The sequence below is a fragment of the Burkholderia sp. 9775_39 genome (genome assembly GCF_015712225.1).
Classification (GTDB): domain Bacteria; phylum Pseudomonadota; class Gammaproteobacteria; order Burkholderiales; family Burkholderiaceae; genus Burkholderia; species Burkholderia cenocepacia.
In genome coordinates, this window is the sequence record NZ_JACCQC010000007.1 from 241,326 (window position 1) to 260,296 (window position 18,971).

Below are 18,971 nucleotides of genomic sequence, written 5' to 3' on the forward strand. Positions count from 1 at the left end.
GTTCAGCGAATCCCGGTTCGGTCGATCCTGCAATCTGCAAAACATTTTTTCACTCACGCCAACGTAAGCACTGCTGCCGGACCGTCTCGTTCAGCGATTTTTCCTGTTTGAAAACGGTTCTCAACCACGATGCGTCGTTCACGCGCGCCTTCGCGAGCGCACCGATTTCGTCGAGCGCCGCGCGCGAGCCCAGCGCGGCTGCATGCGGCGCGATCCGGTCAAGCGTGTCGAGGATGTCTTCCGCGATCGTGCGGCGCTCACCCGTCTGAGGATTCACGCAGGTGCCTTCGAGCCCGAAGCGGCACGCTTCGAAACGGTTGAACGTGTAGACCAAGTAGTCGTCCTCCGACAGCTTCAGCGGCCGGTCGGTCAGCAGGTAACGCGCGAGCGTCTGGATGTAGCAGGCGATCGCCGCGGCGCGATCGACCGACAGCGGCGTGTCCATCACGCGCACCTCGATCGTGCCGTAGCCGGGCTTCGGCCGGATGTCCCAGTAGAAGTCCTTCATCGAGTTGACGACGCCCGTGTTCACCATCTTCGTGAAGTACTCCTCGAAGCTGTCCCAGGTGAGCACGAACGGCGCGCGGCCTGACAGCGGGAACGCGAAGACCGAATTCAGGCGTGCCGAATGGAAGCCCGTGTCGACGTTCTGCACGAACGGCGACGACGCGGACAGCGCGATGAAGTGCGGAATGAAGCGCGACATCGAGTGCAGCAGGAACAGCGCGCTGTCGGGATCGGGACAGCCGATGTGCACGTGCTGGCCGAACACGGTGAACTGTTTCGCGAGATAGCCGTACAGCTCGGAGATGTACTGGAAGCGCGGCGCATCGTAGATCTGCCGGTCGCTCCATTGCTGGAACGCATGCGTGCCGCCGCCGGCCAGCCCGACGTTGAGCTGGTCGGCCGCCTTCACGAGCACGTCGCGGATCGCATGCAGCTCGCTGACGGCCTGCTCGTGCGAATGGCAGATGCCGGTCGACAGCTCGATCATGCTTTCGGTGATTTCCGGCGTGATGTTGCCCGGAAAGGTCTCGCCCTGGATCAGGCGCATCAGGTCGGATGCCGCTTTGGTCAGGTCGTAGTTGTGCGTGTTGACGACCTGGATCTCCAGTTCGACGCCGAACGTGAACGGTTCGGAATTGACGAAGGTTTCGAGTGCCATGGCAGGTTCCGGAATCAGTTGCCGTCGCTGCGTTCGCCGACCGCCGACAGGCAGCGATAGACGACGAACGGGCTGACGAGCTGCAGGATCACGATCGAGCACATCACGATCGCGCGCAGGTGCGGGTCGAAATTCGGATAAAGCTGGTAGGTATCGTCGACGAGCAGGTACGACAGCGCGGACATCGGCGTGAGCGCGATGCCGAGCGCGACGCCCTGCTTCATCCCGAGGCCGCTCGGCTTCGCGAACGCGACGACGCCGGCCAGCTTCGCGACGAGCCGCGTGACGATCAGCACGATCGCGAGCAGCCCGCCGAGCGCGATGTCGCCCCACGTGAACGACGTGAGCGTCAGCACGAACAGCACCACCGTCAGCAGCCAGCCGGCCGTGCCGAAATGCTCGGGCCACAGTTGCGGCCGTGCTTCGAGGTTCTTCACGATGATGCCGGCGAGCAGCAGCGTGAGCAGCGTCGACAGCTTCAGCGCCTGCGCGACGGCGATCGCCAGCATCACGAGCCCGAACAGCGCGACGAACGAATGCTCGTCGCGCATCGTCGCGGTCATGTGACGGAACAGGTAATTGCACGAACGCGCGACGAGATACGCGACGATGAACGAACCGGCGAGCAGGTAGAGCGGCTGCAGGATCGTCGCGAACACGTTGCCGTACGCTTCCTGGTGCAGCCAGCTCGTGACGAGCTTGGTCAGCACGATCGCATACACGCTGTTGAGCGCGGTGAGCGTGATCAGGCGTTGCGATACCTGCCCTTCCGCGCGCAGTTCGGTCTTGAGCTGGATCACCATCGACGGCGACGTCGCGATCGCGATCGCCGACAGCACCAGCGCGACCATGCCCGATACGCCGAGCGCGAGCATCACGAACAGCACGAGCACGAAGGTCAGCGTGGCTTCCGCGAGACTCGACGCGACGAGCCACGGATTGCGCCGGATCCAGCGCAGGTCGAGGCGGCTGCCGAGTTCGAACAGCAGCAGGCCGAGCGCGACGTCCATCAGCAGCCGCGAGGTTTCGTCGGTGCTCGCGTCGATCACGCCGAATCCGAACGAACCGGCGATCAGGCCGATCACGGCATAGCCGGTGATGCGCGGCAGGCGCCACGCGCGATAGCACAGCTCGCCGCACAGGCCGGCTGCGAACAGCGCGAGCCCGGCCCAGAACACGGCATCCGGCGTAAGCGGCCAGTTGGGCAGGAATGAGAACGCCGACTTCATCGTGGTGACTTCTCCTTTGGAAGCAACCGCCAGCGACGCGGGGTCAAGCGACAGGAATGGATGCGCGCCGGCTGGGTATCGCCCCGAATGTGATTGTTGTGCTCGACGACGGCGGTACATGGGGTCCGCCTGTTCCACCACAGGGCGGAACGTCGTTCAGGTTGCCGATCTGGATTGTCGGCCTGGTGTGTGAACGGACTGCGCAGTCTCGAGGATTCTGATTCGAAATCGTGCCGACCGTTCCATTGAAGCATGTCCGGCGCCTGGCCGAACGAACGCGAAGGAAACCGATTGTGCCACAGCTTTTTCGCTCCGGAACCGATTGAATCGACTCGCGGCGCTGTGCGGCACCGCAGGTCTTTGGTTTCAAAGGTTTACTTGTATATATACGTAGTAGAAGTTAACAAAGGACGCACAGTTCTGTGGATAACTCCGGTTTACGCTGGCAGATCAAGGTGTTGGCGAAACCATAACCGGTTGCACAGGCTGTTCGTGCACAGACATTTGAGTTGAGCAACTTTCGGGCCGCTGCACAGCAGTGCCGAGTTGCCCAGTTTACGTCCACTGTGATTGCACACGAAGTGCGCGCGGATTCCGCGCGGTTATCCACAGCGTTGCGTGGATAACCTTGCACGGAAAAATCGGGAAACTGTGACGCAGGCGTGCGACCGGTCAGCCGGTCGAACCGACGCGGCGGGCGCGCAGTGCGCGGATCAGGAAGCGGGCGGGATCGATCGCGTCGGCGAGCTCGCGCTCGAGCGGCCAAGGTTCGCCTTCGAGTTGCGACGCGATCAGTTCGGCGCCGAGCGCCGCCCACACGAGCCCGCGCGAACCGAAGCCGAATGCACCGTAGAGGCCCGGCATGCGCGGCAGGTCGCGCGCCTGCGCACCGCCCAGCGCGCGTGCGTTCGCAACGGCCTGCGCTTCGTCGGCGAGCGGGCCGACGAGCGGCAGGCGATCGCCGACGACCCAGCGGAACGCCACGCGGCCGCGCAGCGTGGCGGGCTCCGGCCACTCGCCGATCAGGCCCGGCAGCAGGCGCCGCACGCGCTCGAGGTTTTCGGCGTGGCCGGCCGCGCGCATCGCGGGATCGGTGTCGTCCGGCTCGAAGGTGGCGCCGATCAGCAGCGTGCCGTCGTCGAGCGGGATCGCGTAGCCGTCGCCGATCGCCGGGCACGGCAGCGGCGCCGTCGTGCCCGGCGGCAGCAGCGTGAGCTGGCCGCGCACCGGTTGCAGCGCGACGTGCTGCAGTCCGGCAAGGCGCGCGGCGTCGCCCGCGTTCGCGAGCACGACGACGGGCGCGTCGGCCAGCGTGGCGCCCGTCTCGTCGAGCGCATGCCAGATGTCGTCCCGCCGCTCGAGCCGCGCGACGCGGGTGGACGCAAGCAGGCGCACACGCTCGCCGGCCGCCGTGCATTGCGCGGCGCACAGCCCGGCCGGCCAGACGGCGCCGCCGTGCGGAAACAGCAGCCCGCCATGCGCGACCGGCAGGTTCAGGTGCGCACGCGCGGCATCGGCGTCGAGCAGCGTCACGTAGTCGGACGGCGCACCGAAGGCATCGAACGCGTCGCGCATCCGCGCGAAATCGTCGGCCGATTCGGCGAGATGGATCATCCCCCGCGTGCTGCGTGCGAAGGCATGGCCCGCACGTTCGAGGGCTCGCCAGCGTGCGATCGCGTGCAGGAAGCCGCCGCGCGTGAGCCGGCTCGCGACGTTGTCGTCGCGCGTCATCAACGGATGGAAAACGCCGGCCGGATTGCCCGACGCGTCGCGCGCGATTCGTTCGTGCCGCTCGATCAACGTGACGTCCCAGCCGCGCGCGGCCAGACGTTCGACCACCGCGCAGCCCGCGAGGCCCGCGCCGATCACGATCGCGCGGCGTACTGCAACGGGCAATGCATGCGGCGGTTCGTGCCGGCGTGCGCGCCAGCGTGGCGCATATTCGCCGACGAGACGACCGTCGACTTCGCGGAACGTGAAACCTGTCTCGCCGAGCGCGTGTTTCACGGCATCGGACGTTGCATGCGTCGCAAACGTCGCGTGCTCGCCGGCCATTTTTGCGAGCGCGCGAATTCCGTCGCTCGACGCCGCGGCGCCATCGAGAAAAAATGCATCGGCGCGCGCGACGAGCTTCTTCGACAGCTCGATCGCATCGCCGAACGCGAGCGTGAGCACCACGCGCCCTGCGTCGAATTCGAGCCGGTGCAGGCCCGGCACCAGCATCGGCCATGCATCGATCAATGCGTCGACGTCTGCCGATATGGTTGTGTCTGCAACCATATGCGACACCGCGCGGCGCAGGTCGTCGCGCGACAACGGGTGCGGTTCGACCGCGACGACGTGCAGCCGTTCGCAGCGCTCAGGATCGTCGCGCCACGCGGCCCATGCGGCGAGGAAGCCGGCGCCCGCGCCGAATCCCGTCGTGACGATTGTGAACGTTCGGCGGCGCTGCCAGCGCGCGGGCAGCCCGTTGCCCACGACGAACGCGCGATGCGCGTGCGCGAGCGTGCCGGATGCGCCGCGATGGAGCGTGCCGAACTCGGGCGAAACGAGCGTGCCGTCGTCGCAAAGCGCGAGCGTGGCGGAAACAAGTCGGTCGGGCATGCGAAACAAAAAACGTGGCAGCCAAGCCTGGCAAGGGATTGCGGGAGGCCGTCCGACGGGCCGTTGGGAAAAGCCAACGGGGCGGCGGTCGGGCGGACCGCGCTGCGTATCCTGTCCGGTTGGCGCAGGTCAAAAAACGGGCAATCGACGATTCATTCGGCGAAATACCGATGAAAATCTTTGAAACCCTTGTCGTTATTGGGTTTGCGCTGCGCTATCATAGCAACGCCGTACCGCGGGGTGGCCGCCGGCAAGCCGGAGGGCGCGTCGCGCGGGCCAGGATTCGGCGCTGTGTCGTCGGAGTCTGACTCTCGACGGCACGGTTCGCGCACGTATAATCGGCGCGTTCGCGCTGTTCGTGTCAACCTAACCTGATAAAGGAACCTTAATGAACAAACAGGAACTGATCGACGCCGTCGCCGCCCAAACGGGCGCCAGCAAGGCTCAAACCGGCGAAACGCTGGACACGCTGCTCGAAGTCATCAAGAAGGCCGTGTCGAAGGGTGATGCGGTTCAGCTGATCGGCTTCGGCAGCTTCGGTTCGGGCAAGCGCGCAGCACGTACGGGCCGCAACCCGAAGACGGGCGAAACCATCAAGATCCCGGCAGCCAAGACGGTCAAGTTCACGGCTGGCAAGGCGTTCAAGGACGCCGTCAACAAGCGTTAAACCCGCGCCTGTTCCAGGAAAAACCCGCCTCTCGGCGGGTTTTTTGTTGGGCGCGCGCGGCATTTTCGCCACAGTTCGCGCCGCTCTTGCAAAAGTTAACGGTTACTTTTACAAGCCGTTACCAAGCGATCATGCGTGCACGATCTGAGAGTCGCCGTGGTCGTCGTCGTCGTGCGAATCGACATCCCACGCCGGGAACGGATCGTCGAACGCCGCCCATCCCGCCGCGCCGAGCGCGAACTCCGCATCGGTCAGCAGGCACGCATCGAGTTTCGCGCGCCACGCGTCGGCGTCGAGCGCGATGCCGATCAGCACGAGTTCCTGCCGGCGATCGCCGACCGTGCGATCGTCGAGATCGCCCAGCCATTCCGTGCGGATTTCGGCGAGCAACTCGTCGTCGTCCGGCCATTCCGCGCGATCCTGCGCCGCCCACCACAAGCCTGCCGGGCCATGCCGGCACACGCCGCCCGCCTGCGACAGCGAGCCCGCGATGTCGTTGCGCGTCGCGAGCCAGAAGAAACCCTTGCTGCGCAGCACGCCCGGCCACTCCTGATGCAGCAGCGCCCAGAGTCGTGCCGGGTGAAACGGCCGGCGCGCGCGGTAAACAAAATTGCCGATTCCGAATTCGTCGGCTTCGCCGTGCACGTGCGCATGATGGTCGTCATGGCAGTCGGGGGCGTCGCAATGCGTGTGATCGTGATCGAGCGACGCGAGCCAGCCCGGCGCGTTCGCGGCTTCGTCGAAATCGAAGCGGCCGGTGTTCAGCACTTCGTCGAGCGGCACGTTGCCGAACGTCGACACGACCTGGTGCGCGCGCGGATTGAGGCGCGCGAGGATGTGCTGCAGGCGCGCGAGATCGTCCGCGCCGACGAGGTCGGCCTTGTTGATCACCAGCACGTCGCAGAATTCGATCTGCTCGATCAGCAGTTCGACGAGCGTGCGGTCGTCGTCTTCCGACGCGGCGATGCCGCGCGTCGCGAGCGCGTCGTCGGAGCCGTAGTCGCGCAGGAAGTTGTACGCGTCGACCACGGTGACGAGCGTGTCGAGCCGCGCGATGGACGACAGCGACGCGCCGTCGTCGTCGACGAACGTGAAGGTTTCGGCGATCGGCATCGGCTCCGCGATACCGGTCGATTCGATCATGATCGCGTCGAAGCGGCCTTCGGATGCAAGGTTGCGGATCTCGACGAGCAGATCGTCGCGCAGCGTGCAGCAGATGCAGCCGTTCGACATTTCGACGAGGCGTTCCTCGACGTGCGACAGCGCCTGCGCATCGCGCACGAGCGACGCGTCGATGTTGACCGCCGCGAGATCGTTGACGATCACCGCGACTTTCAGGCCCGCGCGGTTCGCGAGGACGTGGTTGAGCAGCGTGGTCTTGCCGGCGCCGAGGAAACCGGACAGCACGGTGACGGGCAACGGCTGTTTCATTGCCGGATTCATGATGATATGCACCAACGGAAAAGATGAAAAAGCGGCCGCGGCGCCCTGCCGGGGCGCGATCGGCCCGCGCACGGGCGAAACGGCGGCGTCAGCCCGCATTGTGCATCAAACGCGCGCGGCCGGCCCGGCGCCGGCCGGTGACGCGGCGCAGAATCACTGCGCGGCTTGAGCGGCTTGAGCGGCTTGAGCGGCTTGAGCGGCTTGAGTGGTCTGCGCGGGCGGCAGCAGCTTCCATTGCGTCAGGATGCCGGCGATCTGCCGTGCGTACTTGTCGCGTAGCGACGGCGTTTCCGAATGATAGGCGCCGACTGCCTGCCACGTGTTGCCGTAGCGATTCATCTTCTGCTTGAGATGCCACGCGGCGATGTACACGTTCTTGCACGGCTCCATCAGCGTGTCGCGGCCGATCCCGTAGCGCGACAGCGTCGGCAGGTGGATCGAATTGATCTGCATCAGGCCGTAGTCGACCGAGCCGTTGGTGTTCTTGTTCAGCGCGCCGGGCCGGTTGCGCGACTCCTGCCACGCGATCGCGCGCAGGATCAGCGGATTGACCTGCTGATATTTGGCCGCTTCGTCGAAACAATCGGCGCGTGCGTTGCCGCTGGCGAACCACGCGCCGGCGGCGATCAACGCGATCGAAGCGAACCGTCTGTTCATCGTGCGGAAACGAAAAGGAGTTGCGCGAAGCTCGGGAAAACCCGTGCCTGTTATTAGTGCGACGAGAAACGCGCCGCCCGTATCATACCGGCAGACCGTCAGATTGCGACAGGCAGGAATACGGCAGCCCGGTTATACCGCATTTCCGTGTCGGTTCATCGCGAAAACAAGGGAGAGGGCCGGCATGCGGAGGGCGACGCGGATCCTTACATATTGCATACGGTTCGCCGGACACATGTCGTATGTGAGACAGTCCTCGGATCAATGTGATATTTCGGACATGAAAAACTGCTAATGTCGCCTCTTTCGGACTTGGATCCCAGCACTACCGCCGGAAGTGGCCTGAGCCGGCATCGACCCATTCATCCATGACAAGAAATCGCTTCGTTATGCGGCGTGTTGCCACGACCCTGCTCGTGGCCGGCATCATCGTCTCGCAGGCCGCCTACGCTCAGGTCACGCTCAATTTCGTGAATGCGGATATCGACCAGGTCGCGAAAGCGATCGGCGCCGCGACCGGCAAGACCATCATCGTCGACCCCCGCGTGAAGGGGCAGCTCAATCTCGTGGCCGAACGGCCGGTGCCGGAAGACCAGGCGTTGAAGACGCTGCAGTCGGCGCTGCGCATGCAGGGCTTTGCGCTCGTGCAGGATCACGGCGTGCTGAAGGTCGTGCCGGAAGCCGACGCGAAGCTGCAGGGCGTGCCGACCTACGTCGGCAATGCGCCGCAGGCGCGTGGCGACCAGGTGATCACGCAGGTGTTCGAGCTGCACAACGAATCGGCGAACAACCTGCTGCCGGTGCTGCGGCCGCTGATCTCGCCGAACAACACGGTGACGGCCTACCCGGCGAACAACACGATCGTCGTGACCGACTATGCGGACAACGTGCGCCGCATCGCGCAGATCATCTCGGGCATCGACAGCGCCGCGGGCGCGCAGGTGCAGGTCGTGACGCTGCGCAACGCGAACGCGATCGACCTCGCCGCGCAGATGCAGAAGATGCTCGACCCGGGTGCGATCGGCAACAGCGACGCGACGCTGAAGGTGTCGGTCACGGCCGACCCGCGCACCAATTCGCTGCTGCTGCGCGCATCGAACGGGTCGCGCCTCGCGGCCGCGAAACGTCTCGCGCTGCAGCTCGACGCGCCGAGCGCGGTGCCCGGCAACATGCACGTCGTGCCGCTGCGCAACGCCGATGCGGTGAAGCTCGCGAAGACGCTGCGCGGGATGCTCGGCAAGGGCGGCAACGACAGCGGCTCGTCGGCGTCGTCCAACGATGCGAACAGCTTCAACCAGAACGGCGGTTCGTCGGCGAGCGGCAACTTCTCGACCGGCACGTCGGGCACCCCGCCGCTGCCGTCGGGCGGCCTGGGCGGCTCGTCGTCGTCGTCCTACGGCAGCGGTTCTTCGTCCAGCGGCGGAATCGGCAGCGGCGGCCTGCTCGGCGGCGACAAGGACAAGAGCGGTGACGACAACCAGCCAGGCGGGATGATCCAGGCCGACTCGGCCACCAACTCGCTGATCATCACCGCGTCCGATCCGGTTTACCGGAACCTGCGCTCGGTGATCGACCAGCTCGACGCGCGGCGCGCGCAGGTCTATATCGAAGCGCTGATCGTCGAGCTGAACTCGACGACGCAGGGGCAACTCGGTATCCAGTGGCAGGTCGCGAGCGGCCAGTTCCTCGGCGGCACGAACCTGGCCGCGGCGGCCGGCAACGTCGCGGGCAACAGCATCATCAACCTCACGACCGGCACCGCGGGCAGTACCGGCGCCGGCCTCGCGGCCAACCTTTCGGGGCTGAACCAGGGGCTCAACATCGGCTGGCTGCACAACATGTTCGGCGTGCAGGGCCTCGGCGCGCTGCTGCAGTATTTCTCGGGCGTGAGCGACGCGAACGTGCTGTCGACGCCGAACCTGATCACGCTCGACAACGAGGAAGCGAAGATCGTCGTCGGCCAGAACGTGCCGATCGCGACCGGTTCGTACTCGAACCTGACGAGCGGCACCACGAGCAATGCGTTCAACACGTACGATCGTCGCGACGTCGGCCTGACGCTGCACGTGAAGCCGCAGATCACCGACGGCGGGATCCTGAAGCTGCAGCTCTACACGGAGGATTCGGCGGTCGTCAGCGGCACCACCAGCGCGCAGACCGGCCCGACCTTCACGAAGCGCTCGATCCAGTCGACGATCCTGGCCGACAACGGCGAGATCATCGTGCTCGGCGGCCTGATGCAGGACAACTACGCGGTGTCGAACAGCAAGGTGCCGCTGCTCGGCGACATCCCGTGGATCGGCCAGCTGTTCCGTTCGGAATCGAAGCAGCGGCAGAAGACGAACCTGATGGTGTTCCTGCGCCCGGTGATCATTTCCGATCGCAGCACCGCGCAGGAAGTCACGGCCAACCGCTACGACTACATCCAGGGTGTGACGGGCGCGTACAAGTCGGACAACAACGTGATCCGCGACAAGGACGATCCGGTCGTCCCGCCGATGCCGATCGGTCCGAGCCAGGGCGGCACGCCGGCCGGCAACCTGTTCGATCTCGACAAGATGCGTCGCCAGCAGTTGCAGCGCCAGGTCGCGCCGGTGCCGGCCCAGCCGTTGCCGGAAGCCACGCCCGCGCAGCCGCAGGGCGTGCCGCAGCAGGCGGTGCCGGCCCAGCCGCTGACCACCGCACCGGGAGCCTCGCAGTGAGCGACGTGCTCGCGTCTTCCGCCCACGACGGCGCGCCGGGCGAACGCCAGCCGCCATCGCCGCTCGCCGCGCGCCTGCTGCCGTACGGCTTCGCGAAGAGCGGCCAGGTGCTGATCGCGCATCAGCTCGACGACACGCTCGAGGTGTGGATCAGCGAACGCACGAGCGACGCCGCGCTCGCGGAAATCGCCCGCAACTTCGGCTCGATCGCCGTGCATCGCGTGCCGGCCGACGAGCTCGCGCAGGCGATCAACCAGGCGTACGCGCGCCAGGACGGCAGCGCCGCGCAGGTGGTCGGCGAGGTCGAAGGCGAAGTCGACCTGTCGCGGCTGATGCAGGACATTCCCGAAGTCGAGGATCTGCTCGAATCGGAAGACGACGCGCCGATCATCCGGATGATCAACGCGCTGCTCACGCAAGCGGCGCGCGAACAGGCGTCGGACATTCACATCGAGCCGTTCGAGAATGCGTCGGTCGTGCGCTTTCGCGTCGACGGCACGCTGCGCGACGTCGTGCGCCCGAAGAAGGCGCTGCATGGCGCGCTGATCTCGCGGATCAAGATCATGGCGCAGCTCGACATCGCGGAGAAGCGCCTGCCGCAGGACGGCCGCATCACGCTGCGCGTCGGCGGCCGGCCGGTCGACGTGCGGGTGTCGACGCTGCCGACCGGGCACGGCGAGCGCGCGGTGCTGCGTCTGCTGGAAAAGGACGCGCAGCGCCTGAACCTCGAAGCGCTCGGGATGGGCCGCGACACGCTCGTGCAGTTCGACAAGCTGATCGGCCGCCCGCACGGCATCGTGCTCGTCACCGGCCCGACCGGTTCGGGCAAGACGACCACGCTGTACGCGTCGATGTCGCGGCTCGAAACCGCGACGACCAACATCATGACCGTCGAGGACCCGATCGAATACGACCTCGCCGGCATCGGCCAGACGCAGGTGAACGAGCGGATCGGGATGACCTTTGCCCGCGCGCTGCGCTCAATCCTGCGCCAGGACCCGGACGTGATCATGATCGGCGAAATCCGCGACCTCGAAACCGCGCAGATCGCGGTGCAGGCGTCGCTGACGGGCCACCTCGTGCTCGCGACGCTGCACACGAACGATGCGGCGTCCGCGGTCACGCGCCTGACCGACATGGGCGTCGAGCCGTACCTGCTCGCGTCGTCGCTGCTCGGCGTGCTCGCGCAGCGCCTGGTGCGCCAGCTCTGCCCCGTCTGCAAGGAAGAGCGGCACGAGGAAGGCCGCACCGTGTGGCATCCGGTCGGCTGCGACAAGTGCGGGCATTCGGGCTATTCGGGCCGGCGCGGGGTCTACGAACTGCTGCTGGTCGACGAGTCGATCCGCACGCTGATCCACCGCAACGCGGCCGATGCCGAGATCCTCGCCGCCGGCCGCGCGGAAGGCATGCGCACGCTGCGCGACGACGCGGAGCGCTGGCTCGCGTCCGGCGCGACGTCGCTCGAGGAAGTGCTGCGCGTGACGGGAGGCGCATAGCGCGATGCCGGCATTCCGTTTCGAAGCGATCGATTCGGCGGGACGCGCGCAGAAAGGCGTGATCGATGCCGACAGCGCGCGTGCCGCGCGCGGCCAGCTGCGCACGCAGGGACTCACGCCGCTCGTCGTCGAGCCGGCCGCGAGCGCGACGCGCGGCGCGCGTTCGCAGCGGCTCGCGTTCGGCCGCAAGCTGTCGCAGCGCGAACAGGCGATCCTCACGCGCCAGCTCGCGAGCCTGCTGATCGCCGGGCTGCCGCTCGACGAGGCGCTCGGCGTGCTGACCGAGCAGGCCGAGCGCGACTACATTCGCGAACTGATGGCCGCGATCCGCGCCGAAGTGCTCGGCGGCCATTCGCTCGCGAATGCGCTGGGCCAGCATCCACGCGATTTTCCGGAAATCTACCGCGCGCTGGTCGCGGCGGGCGAGCACACCGGCAAGCTCGGCATCGTGCTGTCGCGCCTCGCCGACTACATCGAGCAGAGCAATGCGCTCAAGCAGAAGATCCTGCTGGCGTTCACGTATCCGGGCATCGTCACGCTGATCGCGTTCGGCATCGTCACGTTCCTGCTGAGCTACGTCGTGCCGCAGGTCGTCAACGTGTTCGCGAGCACGAAGCAGCAGCTGCCGATCCTCACGGTCGTGATGATGGCGCTGTCGGAGTTCGTGCGGCACTGGTGGTGGGCGATCCTGATCGCGGTCGCGCTCGCCGTGTGGTTCGTGAAGGCGACGCTGTCGCGCGCGGGGCCCCGGCTCGCGTTCGATCGCTGGGTGCTGACCGCGCCGCTCGCGGGCAAGCTCGTGCGCGGCTACAACACGGTGCGCTTCGCGAGCACGCTCGGCATCCTCACCGCGGCCGGCGTGCCGATCCTGCGCGCGCTGCAGGCGGCCGGCGAGACGCTGTCGAACCGCGCGATGCGCGCGAACATCGACGATGCGATCGTGCGCGTGCGCGAAGGCTCCGCGCTGTCGCGCGCGCTGAACAACGTGAAGACGTTTCCGCCGGTGCTGGTGCACCTGATCCGGTCGGGCGAAGCGACGGGCGACGTGACGACGATGCTGGACCGCGCGGCCGAAGGCGAAGCGCGCGAGCTGGAGCGCCGCACGATGTTCCTGACGAGCCTGCTGGAGCCGCTGCTGATCCTCGCGATGGGCGGCATCGTGCTGGTGATCGTGCTGGCCGTGATGCTGCCGATCATCGAGCTGAACAACATGGTGCAGTGACGCTGCGGCCCGTTTGCCGGGCCGCCATCGTTCAGCGCATGTAGATCGCGGGGGACGGCGTGTTCGCCGGGAGCTGGATTTCGGCGCGGGCGCCGTTGCGGTCGATGATGATCGAGCGCGGGCGGACTTCGGCGAGCTTCGCGCCGGACGTGACGTCCGCGCCGAGCGACACGGCGCGCGGCGGTTCGCCGCCGACGCCGACGATCGCGGCGCCGCCGTGGTCGAGCGCGAGAATGCCGAACAGGTGGATGTCCTGGACGGGATTCTTGTCGAGCTGGCCGCCGAAGAGCGCCGCGGCGTCCTCGGTGCGGATCGGCAGCCGCGCGGCGGCGGCGGGCAGCGGCGCTTCGCGGGCCGACAGCGTGACGACCCAGTAGGTGGCCGTCGCGCACAAACCCGCGAAGAGGGCGAGGGAAAGGATCCGGATCGAGAGCGCGTTCATGCGCGCTATTGTACGGATGTATGTGAAATTTGCGTTGAGTGAAAGCCCTCGGCGATGCGCGCCTTACAATGCGTGCTCCGCGCCCGCCGGTCCGGAAGGTTGCCGTCAGGCAATCGTCCGGTGCGCCGGGTGCGTCACTCAATCGACGACATTTTTTGGAAAGAGGTAGTCAGTCATGCAAACGTGGATCACTCGCCGCAACGCGGCCGTGCGTCGTCAGCGCGGTTTCACGCTGATCGAGATCATGGTGGTGGTCGCGATCCTCGGGATCCTGGCGGCGCTGATCGTGCCGAAGATCATGAGCCGCCCGGACGAGGCGCGCCGCATCGCCGCGAAGCAGGACATCGGCACGATCATGCAGGCGCTCAAGCTGTATCGTCTCGACAACGGCCGCTATCCGACCCAGGAGCAGGGCCTGAACGCGCTGATCCAGAAGCCGACCAACGATCCGATCCCGAACAACTGGAAGGACGGCGGCTATCTCGAGCGCCTGCCGAACGATCCGTGGGGCAACGGGTACAAGTACCTGAACCCGGGCGTGCACGGCGAGATCGACGTGTTCAGCTACGGCGCCGACGGCAAGGAAGGCGGCGAAAGCAACGACTCCGACATCGGCTCGTGGCAATAAGCCGGCGCTGATCGCCGCGACGCTTCATTCCCGTTCTTCTTCATGCTCGCCATTCGCACGACCTCCCGCTGCGGCCGCGATTGCCGTGTGCGTCGCGGTGCGGTGCCGTCCGCACCGGCAGGTGCCGATGGCGGCTCGATGAAGCACCGCGCGGCGCGGCGTCGCGCGCGCGGGTTCACGCTGCTCGAAATGCTGGTCGTGCTCGTGATCGCGGGGCTGCTGGTGTCGCTCGCGTCGCTGTCGCTGACGCGCAATCCGCGCACCGACCTGCGCGAGGAAGCGCAGCGCATCGCGCTGCTGTTCGAGACGGCCGGCGACGAAGCGCAGGTGCGTGCGCGGCCGATCGCATGGCAGCCGACCGCGCACGGCTTCCAGTTCGACGTGAGCTCGCCCGACGGCTGGCGCACGCTGCGCGACGACCTGCTGCGCCCGCGCGACTGGGATGGCGGCGTCACCGGCGCGGACATCGATTACCCGGGGTCGGATACGCGCGCGAGCCGAGTCGTGTTCGGCACCGAGAGCATCGACACGCCCGTGCGCGTGACGCTGCATTCGGCCGCCGGCAGCGCGACGATCGTCGGCACCGGCAACGGCCGCTACGAGGTGCAATGACGATGCGTCGTCGCCTGCCCTTCCCTGTTTCTTCATCCCGCGGCTTCACGATGATCGAGGTGCTGGTCGCGCTCGCGATCATCGCGGTCGCGCTCGCCGCGTCGATCCGTGCGGTCGGCACGATGGCGACCAATGCGTCCGACCTGCATCGCCGGCTGCTCGCCGGCTGGAGCGCCGACAACGCGCTCGCGCAGCTGCGGCTCACGCATGCGTGGCCGGAAGTCGGCGAGCAGAGTTTCGACTGCTCGCAAGGCAACGTGCAGCTGGTCTGCACGCAGCGTGTGAGCACCACGCCGAATCCGGTGTTCCGGCGCGTGCGGATTTCGGTGAGCATGCCTGGCCGCGCCGGCGTGCTCGCGCAGATGGTGACGGTGGTCGCGAATGAAACCAGCCGTCCACTCTGACGCGCCGATGCGCCGCCCGTCCGCCCGCCCGGCGCGCCTCGCCACCCGCGGCTTCACGCTGATCGAGCTGATGATCGCGATCGCGATCCTCGCGGTGGTCGCGATCCTCGCGTGGCGCGGGCTCGACCAGATCATGCGCGGTCGCGACAAGGTCGCGGCCGCGATGGAAGACGAGCGCGTGTTCGCGCAGATGTTCGACCAGATGCGCATCGACGCGCGGCTCGCCGCGACCGACGACGAAGCCGGCCAGCCGGCGATCGGCGTCGCCGGCAATACGCTGCAGATCGTGCGCGAACTCGACGTGCCGGGCGTCGCGCCGCGGCTGCAGGTGGTTCGCTACCGGATCGCCGGCGGGCGCGTCGTGCGCTATGCGTCGCCGCCGATCGACGACACGAACCGGCTGCGCACCATGCTGAAGGACAGCAGCGTCGAAGGCTGGAGCTGGGTCGCGCTGATGGGCGGCGTCGGCGCGATCGACGCGAAGCTGTACGTGCCGCGCGTGGGCTGGACCACCAACCTGCAGACGGCCGACGAAGCGCTCGCGCAGAACAACGACGCGCTCAAGGTGCCGCAGATCGGCAACGCGCCGCCGGCGCGCGCGGTGACCGGGCTGCAGGTCAGCATCGGCGCGACGTCGCTGCGCGTGCCGGTCACGCGCATCTTCCTCGTCGGGGAATGACGATGCGTGCGCGCCCACTCCACCGAATGCCTGCCCGCCGCCAGCGCGGCGCCGCGATCATCACCGCGCTGCTCGTGGTCGCGCTGTCGGCGATCCTCGTGTCGGGGATGCTGTGGCGCCAGCAGGTGCAGATCCGCCGGATCGAGAACCAGCGCGTGATCGCGCAGGCGCAGTGGGTCGCGCGCGGCGCGCTCGACTGGACCCGGATGATCCTGCGCTCCGAAGGCGATACGGCGCCCGGCATCACGTATCTCGGCGGGATCTGGGGCGTGCCGATCGCGAAGACCAAACTGTCGGATTTCCTCGGCCGAATCGGCGCGCCCAACGACACCGACGCCGAAGACACTTACCTGTCCGGCTCGATCGAGGACGCGCAGGCGAAGTTCAACCTGCGCAACCTCGTGTCGTCGCCGGCGCCCGGCGTGCTGCAACTGAACGTCACGCAGATGCAGGCGTTCCAGCGCCTGCTGACGACGCTTGGCTACGACAGCGCGTTCGCGAAGCGCATCGCGCTGCAGGTGCGCGCGGGCCTGCTGCATTCGGCCACGCGGTTCCAGATGCCGAACCTGCCCGGCGGCGGCGGCACCGCGGCGAACGCCGCGACCGCGCCGGTGACGAGCGGCGACCTGCAGGGCAGCGGCTTCACCGACGATCCCGGGATGGCCGGCGGCGACCGCGGGCCCGCGCCGCTGATGATGACGCGCGTCGACAGCCTGCTCGACGTCGACGGCGTGACGCCCGAGATGGTCGCGCGGCTGCGCCCGTTCGTCACCGTGCTGCCGACTACCACGCCCGTGAACATGAACACCGCGCCGGCCGAAGTGATCGCGGCGCTGATACCGGGGATGAGCGTGTCGTCCGCGCAGGCGCTCGTGTCGCGCCGCGAGACGGTGTTTTTCCGGAACGTCGGCGACGTGCAGCTCGCGCTGCGCGGCGCCGGCGCGCCGCCGAACGTGACGATCGACTCGAGCCTCGTCGACGTCAATTCGAGCTATTTCATCGTGCATGGCCGGATCCAGCACGAACGCGCGGAGGTCGACCGCACCTCGCTCGTGTATCGTGATCCGACCACGCACTCGACGCGGGTCGTGCGCATCCGCGACCAGCTATAACGACGCCAATCGGGAGAGGAGCTCTTGTGAGCACGTTGATTGTTTCTTTGCCGCCGCGCGAGCCTGCCGTGCCGTTGCAGGAATGGCAGTGGCCCGAGCTGCCGTTCACGCTCGTCGACAAGGCCGGCCAGGTGCAGCGCGCGGGCCGCGCCGCGCTCGCGCTGCTGCCGCGCGCGAACGCGACGGTGCTGATCGTCGCCGCGCGCGACGTGCTGCTGCTGGCCGCGACCGTGCCGCCGCTGAAGGGGCCGAAGCTGCGCCAGGCGCTGCCCAACATCGTCGAGGATCAGCTGATCCAGGACCCGCTCGGCTGCCACATCGCGCTCGATCCGGCCGCGCTGCCCGACGGACGCCGCGTGCTGGCCGTCGTCGATCGCGCGTGGTTCCGCACGATCTGCGACGCATTCACCGCGGCCGGTCACCGGCACCTGAGCGCGGTCCCCGCGACCCGCTGCCTGCCGGCGCCGCGTGCGTCGGCCCACGCGGCCTCCGCCGTGCCGGCCGACGGCGAGCCGACCGACGCCGCCGCGCTCGTCGCGGACGTCACCGAGCCGCCTGCCCGCCCGGCGACCGTCGCCGCGGTGCTCGGGCTCGCGACGGCGGTCGAACCGGTGCTCGTCGAAGCCGGCGCGCTGCCGGCGGCGGCCGGTGCGCCGCGCCTCGAGCTGGCGGTCGCGCGCGGTGCGCTCGGCGAAGGCTTCGCGGCGCCCGCATCGCGCGCGGCCGGCACGCTGGCCGCGCTCGCGGGCGGCGGCGACGTCGAACTGTACGAACTCGGCGAACCTGGCGCGGAGCCGCGGCTCGCGTCGGTCGGCCGCACCGACGCGCCGCTGCTGCCGGGCGCCGCGCCGCTGTCGTTCGACACGTTCGCGCGCCGGGCGCTGACCGAGCCATTCGATCTGTGCCAGTTCGAGTTCGAGTCGCAGCCGTGGCGCTTCGACCGCGCGACGGTGAAGCGCCTGCGCGTGCCGATCGCGCTGGCCGCGGCGACGCTCGGCGTCGCGGTGATCGGGATGAACCTGCACTGGTGGAAGCTGTCGCGCGAGCGCGATGCGCTGTCCGCGCAGATCACCGAGACGCTCTTGTCCGCGTTCCCGAAGACGACCACCGTGCTCGATCCGCCTGCGCAGATGCAGCGCCAGCTCGACCAGCTTCGGCTCGCGGCCGGCGAGCTGTCGCCGAACGATTTCCTCGCGTTGTCGAGCGGTTTGTCGCGTTCGATGGGCGCGCTGCCGCTGAACGGCATCGCGTCGCTCGACTATCACGACCGGCGGCTCGACGTCGGCTTCAAGCCGGAGGTCAAGGTCGATCCCGATTTCACGCAGCGCCTCGCGCGTAACGGACTGTCCGGCGAAGTCGACAGCAACACGGGCAAATGGACGATCCGGAGCCGCTCATGAAAACCGAACAACTGAACCAGACGCTGGCCCAGTTCTGGGGCGAGCGCACGCCGCGCGAGAAGACGCTGCTCGGCTGGGGCGGCGCCGTGCTGGCGGTCGCGATCGCGTATTCGGTGCTGTGGTCGCCCGCGCAGGAAGGCCGTGCGCGGATCCAGCGCGAGCTGCCGACGATGCGTCACGAACTCGCGCAGATGACCGCGCAGGCGAACGAGGCGAAGTCGCTGGCCGCCGCCGCGCAGGGTGTCGCGCCGACCGGCCTCGCGCTGAAGGATGCGCTGACCGCGTCGCTGTCCGATCACGGGCTGCAGGGCGCGCAGGTGCAGATCGTCGGCAACGGCGTGCAGATCCAGATGAAGAACGTGTCGTTCCCGGCATGGACGCAGTGGCTCGACGATGCGCGCCGGCAGTTCAAGGTGCAGGTCGGCGAGGCGCATGCGACGGCGCTGAAGGAAGACGGCCAGGTGGACCTGACGGCCGTGATGCAACCTTCCGTCCAGAAATAGATGACG

17 protein-coding genes are annotated in these 18,971 nt (G+C 67.6%); 11 read left to right on the forward strand and 6 right to left on the reverse strand.

What is annotated here, in order from left to right:
• Positions 1–49: 49 nt before the first annotated feature.
• The 3 genes from H0X90_RS12450 to mnmC form a co-directional block, all read right to left on the reverse strand.
• A complete protein-coding gene (locus H0X90_RS12450) occupies positions 50–1,165 on the reverse strand; it encodes a YbdK family carboxylate-amine ligase (protein WP_006490006.1) in 1,116 nt (371 codons plus the stop codon).
• Positions 1,166–1,179: 14 nt separating this feature from the next.
• On the reverse strand, positions 1,180–2,394 hold the full coding sequence (locus H0X90_RS12455) for a cation:proton antiporter (RefSeq protein WP_006490002.1): 1,215 nt from the start codon (positions 2,392–2,394) through the stop codon (positions 1,180–1,182).
• A gap of 672 nt (positions 2,395–3,066) precedes the next feature.
• A complete protein-coding gene (gene mnmC, locus H0X90_RS12460) occupies positions 3,067–4,998 on the reverse strand; it encodes a bifunctional tRNA (5-methylaminomethyl-2-thiouridine)(34)-methyltransferase MnmD/FAD-dependent 5-carboxymethylaminomethyl-2-thiouridine(34) oxidoreductase MnmC (protein WP_006496333.1) in 1,932 nt (643 codons plus the stop codon).
• Positions 4,999–5,386: 388 nt separating this feature from the next.
• Here mnmC and H0X90_RS12465 point away from each other — a divergent pair, with 388 nt between their 5' ends.
• Positions 5,387–5,665 (forward strand): HU family DNA-binding protein, encoded by a 279-nt coding sequence (locus H0X90_RS12465; RefSeq protein ID WP_006401505.1) that lies wholly within the window; start codon positions 5,387–5,389, stop codon positions 5,663–5,665.
• Positions 5,666–5,794: 129 nt separating this feature from the next.
• Here H0X90_RS12465 and H0X90_RS12470 read toward each other — a convergent pair whose 3' ends face one another.
• Complete coding sequence (locus H0X90_RS12470) at positions 5,795–7,108, reverse strand: GTP-binding protein (RefSeq protein ID WP_077190337.1); 1,314 nt, start codon at positions 7,106–7,108, stop codon at positions 5,795–5,797.
• Between the two features lie 153 nt (positions 7,109–7,261).
• Complete coding sequence (locus tag H0X90_RS12475) at positions 7,262–7,765, reverse strand: lytic transglycosylase domain-containing protein (RefSeq protein ID WP_077878345.1); 504 nt, start codon at positions 7,763–7,765, stop codon at positions 7,262–7,264.
• A gap of 368 nt (positions 7,766–8,133) precedes the next feature.
• On the opposite strand from H0X90_RS12475, the gene gspD reads away from it, so the two are divergent.
• From gspD to gspF, 3 genes are read left to right on the forward strand one after another with little or no spacing between them, the layout of a single operon-like run.
• A complete protein-coding gene (gene gspD / locus H0X90_RS12480) occupies positions 8,134–10,467 on the forward strand; it encodes a type II secretion system secretin GspD (protein WP_012492992.1) in 2,334 nt (777 codons plus the stop codon).
• The gene (gene gspE / locus H0X90_RS12485; RefSeq protein WP_006496336.1) at positions 10,464–11,963 is read left to right on the forward strand and encodes a type II secretion system ATPase GspE; all 1,500 of its coding nucleotides are present in this window, start codon (positions 10,464–10,466) and stop codon (positions 11,961–11,963) included. The genes gspD and gspE overlap by 4 nt, the downstream gene beginning before the upstream one ends.
• Before the next feature lie 4 nt (positions 11,964–11,967).
• The gene (gspF, locus tag H0X90_RS12490; RefSeq protein WP_006496337.1) at positions 11,968–13,185 is read left to right on the forward strand and encodes a type II secretion system inner membrane protein GspF; all 1,218 of its coding nucleotides are present in this window, start codon (positions 11,968–11,970) and stop codon (positions 13,183–13,185) included.
• A 31-nt stretch (positions 13,186–13,216) separates the two neighbouring features.
• Here the strand turns inward: gspF and H0X90_RS12495 are convergent, their stop codons facing one another.
• Complete coding sequence (locus H0X90_RS12495; RefSeq protein ID WP_006496338.1) at positions 13,217–13,627, reverse strand: type II secretion system protein N; 411 nt, start codon at positions 13,625–13,627, stop codon at positions 13,217–13,219.
• Between the two features lie 175 nt (positions 13,628–13,802).
• On the opposite strand from H0X90_RS12495, the gene gspG reads away from it, so the two are divergent.
• From gspG to gspM, 7 genes are read left to right on the forward strand one after another with little or no spacing between them, the layout of a single operon-like run.
• Entirely contained in the window at positions 13,803–14,255 is a 453-nt protein-coding gene (gene gspG / locus H0X90_RS12500) for a type II secretion system major pseudopilin GspG (RefSeq protein WP_012492990.1), read from the forward strand.
• Positions 14,256–14,297: 42 nt separating this feature from the next.
• Positions 14,298–14,867 (forward strand): GspH/FimT family pseudopilin, encoded by a 570-nt coding sequence (locus tag H0X90_RS12505; protein WP_006491630.1) that lies wholly within the window; start codon positions 14,298–14,300, stop codon positions 14,865–14,867.
• Between the two features lie 2 nt (positions 14,868–14,869).
• The gene (gspI, locus tag H0X90_RS12510) at positions 14,870–15,271 is read left to right on the forward strand and encodes a type II secretion system minor pseudopilin GspI (RefSeq protein WP_012492988.1); all 402 of its coding nucleotides are present in this window, start codon (positions 14,870–14,872) and stop codon (positions 15,269–15,271) included.
• Positions 15,249–15,950, forward strand: coding sequence for a type II secretion system protein J (locus H0X90_RS12515; protein WP_102898891.1), 702 nt, complete (start codon positions 15,249–15,251; stop codon positions 15,948–15,950). Before gspI ends, H0X90_RS12515 begins: the two co-directional genes overlap by 23 nt.
• Positions 15,951–15,952: 2 nt before the next feature.
• The gene (gene gspK, locus H0X90_RS12520; RefSeq protein ID WP_077190338.1) at positions 15,953–17,062 is read left to right on the forward strand and encodes a type II secretion system minor pseudopilin GspK; all 1,110 of its coding nucleotides are present in this window, start codon (positions 15,953–15,955) and stop codon (positions 17,060–17,062) included.
• Between the two features lie 26 nt (positions 17,063–17,088).
• Entirely contained in the window at positions 17,089–18,462 is a 1,374-nt protein-coding gene (gspL, locus tag H0X90_RS12525; RefSeq protein ID WP_077190315.1) for a type II secretion system protein GspL, read from the forward strand.
• The gene (gspM, locus tag H0X90_RS12530; RefSeq protein WP_006491282.1) at positions 18,459–18,965 is read left to right on the forward strand and encodes a type II secretion system protein GspM; all 507 of its coding nucleotides are present in this window, start codon (positions 18,459–18,461) and stop codon (positions 18,963–18,965) included. The genes gspL and gspM overlap by 4 nt, the downstream gene beginning before the upstream one ends.
• The last annotated feature ends 6 nt before the right edge of the window (positions 18,966–18,971 follow it).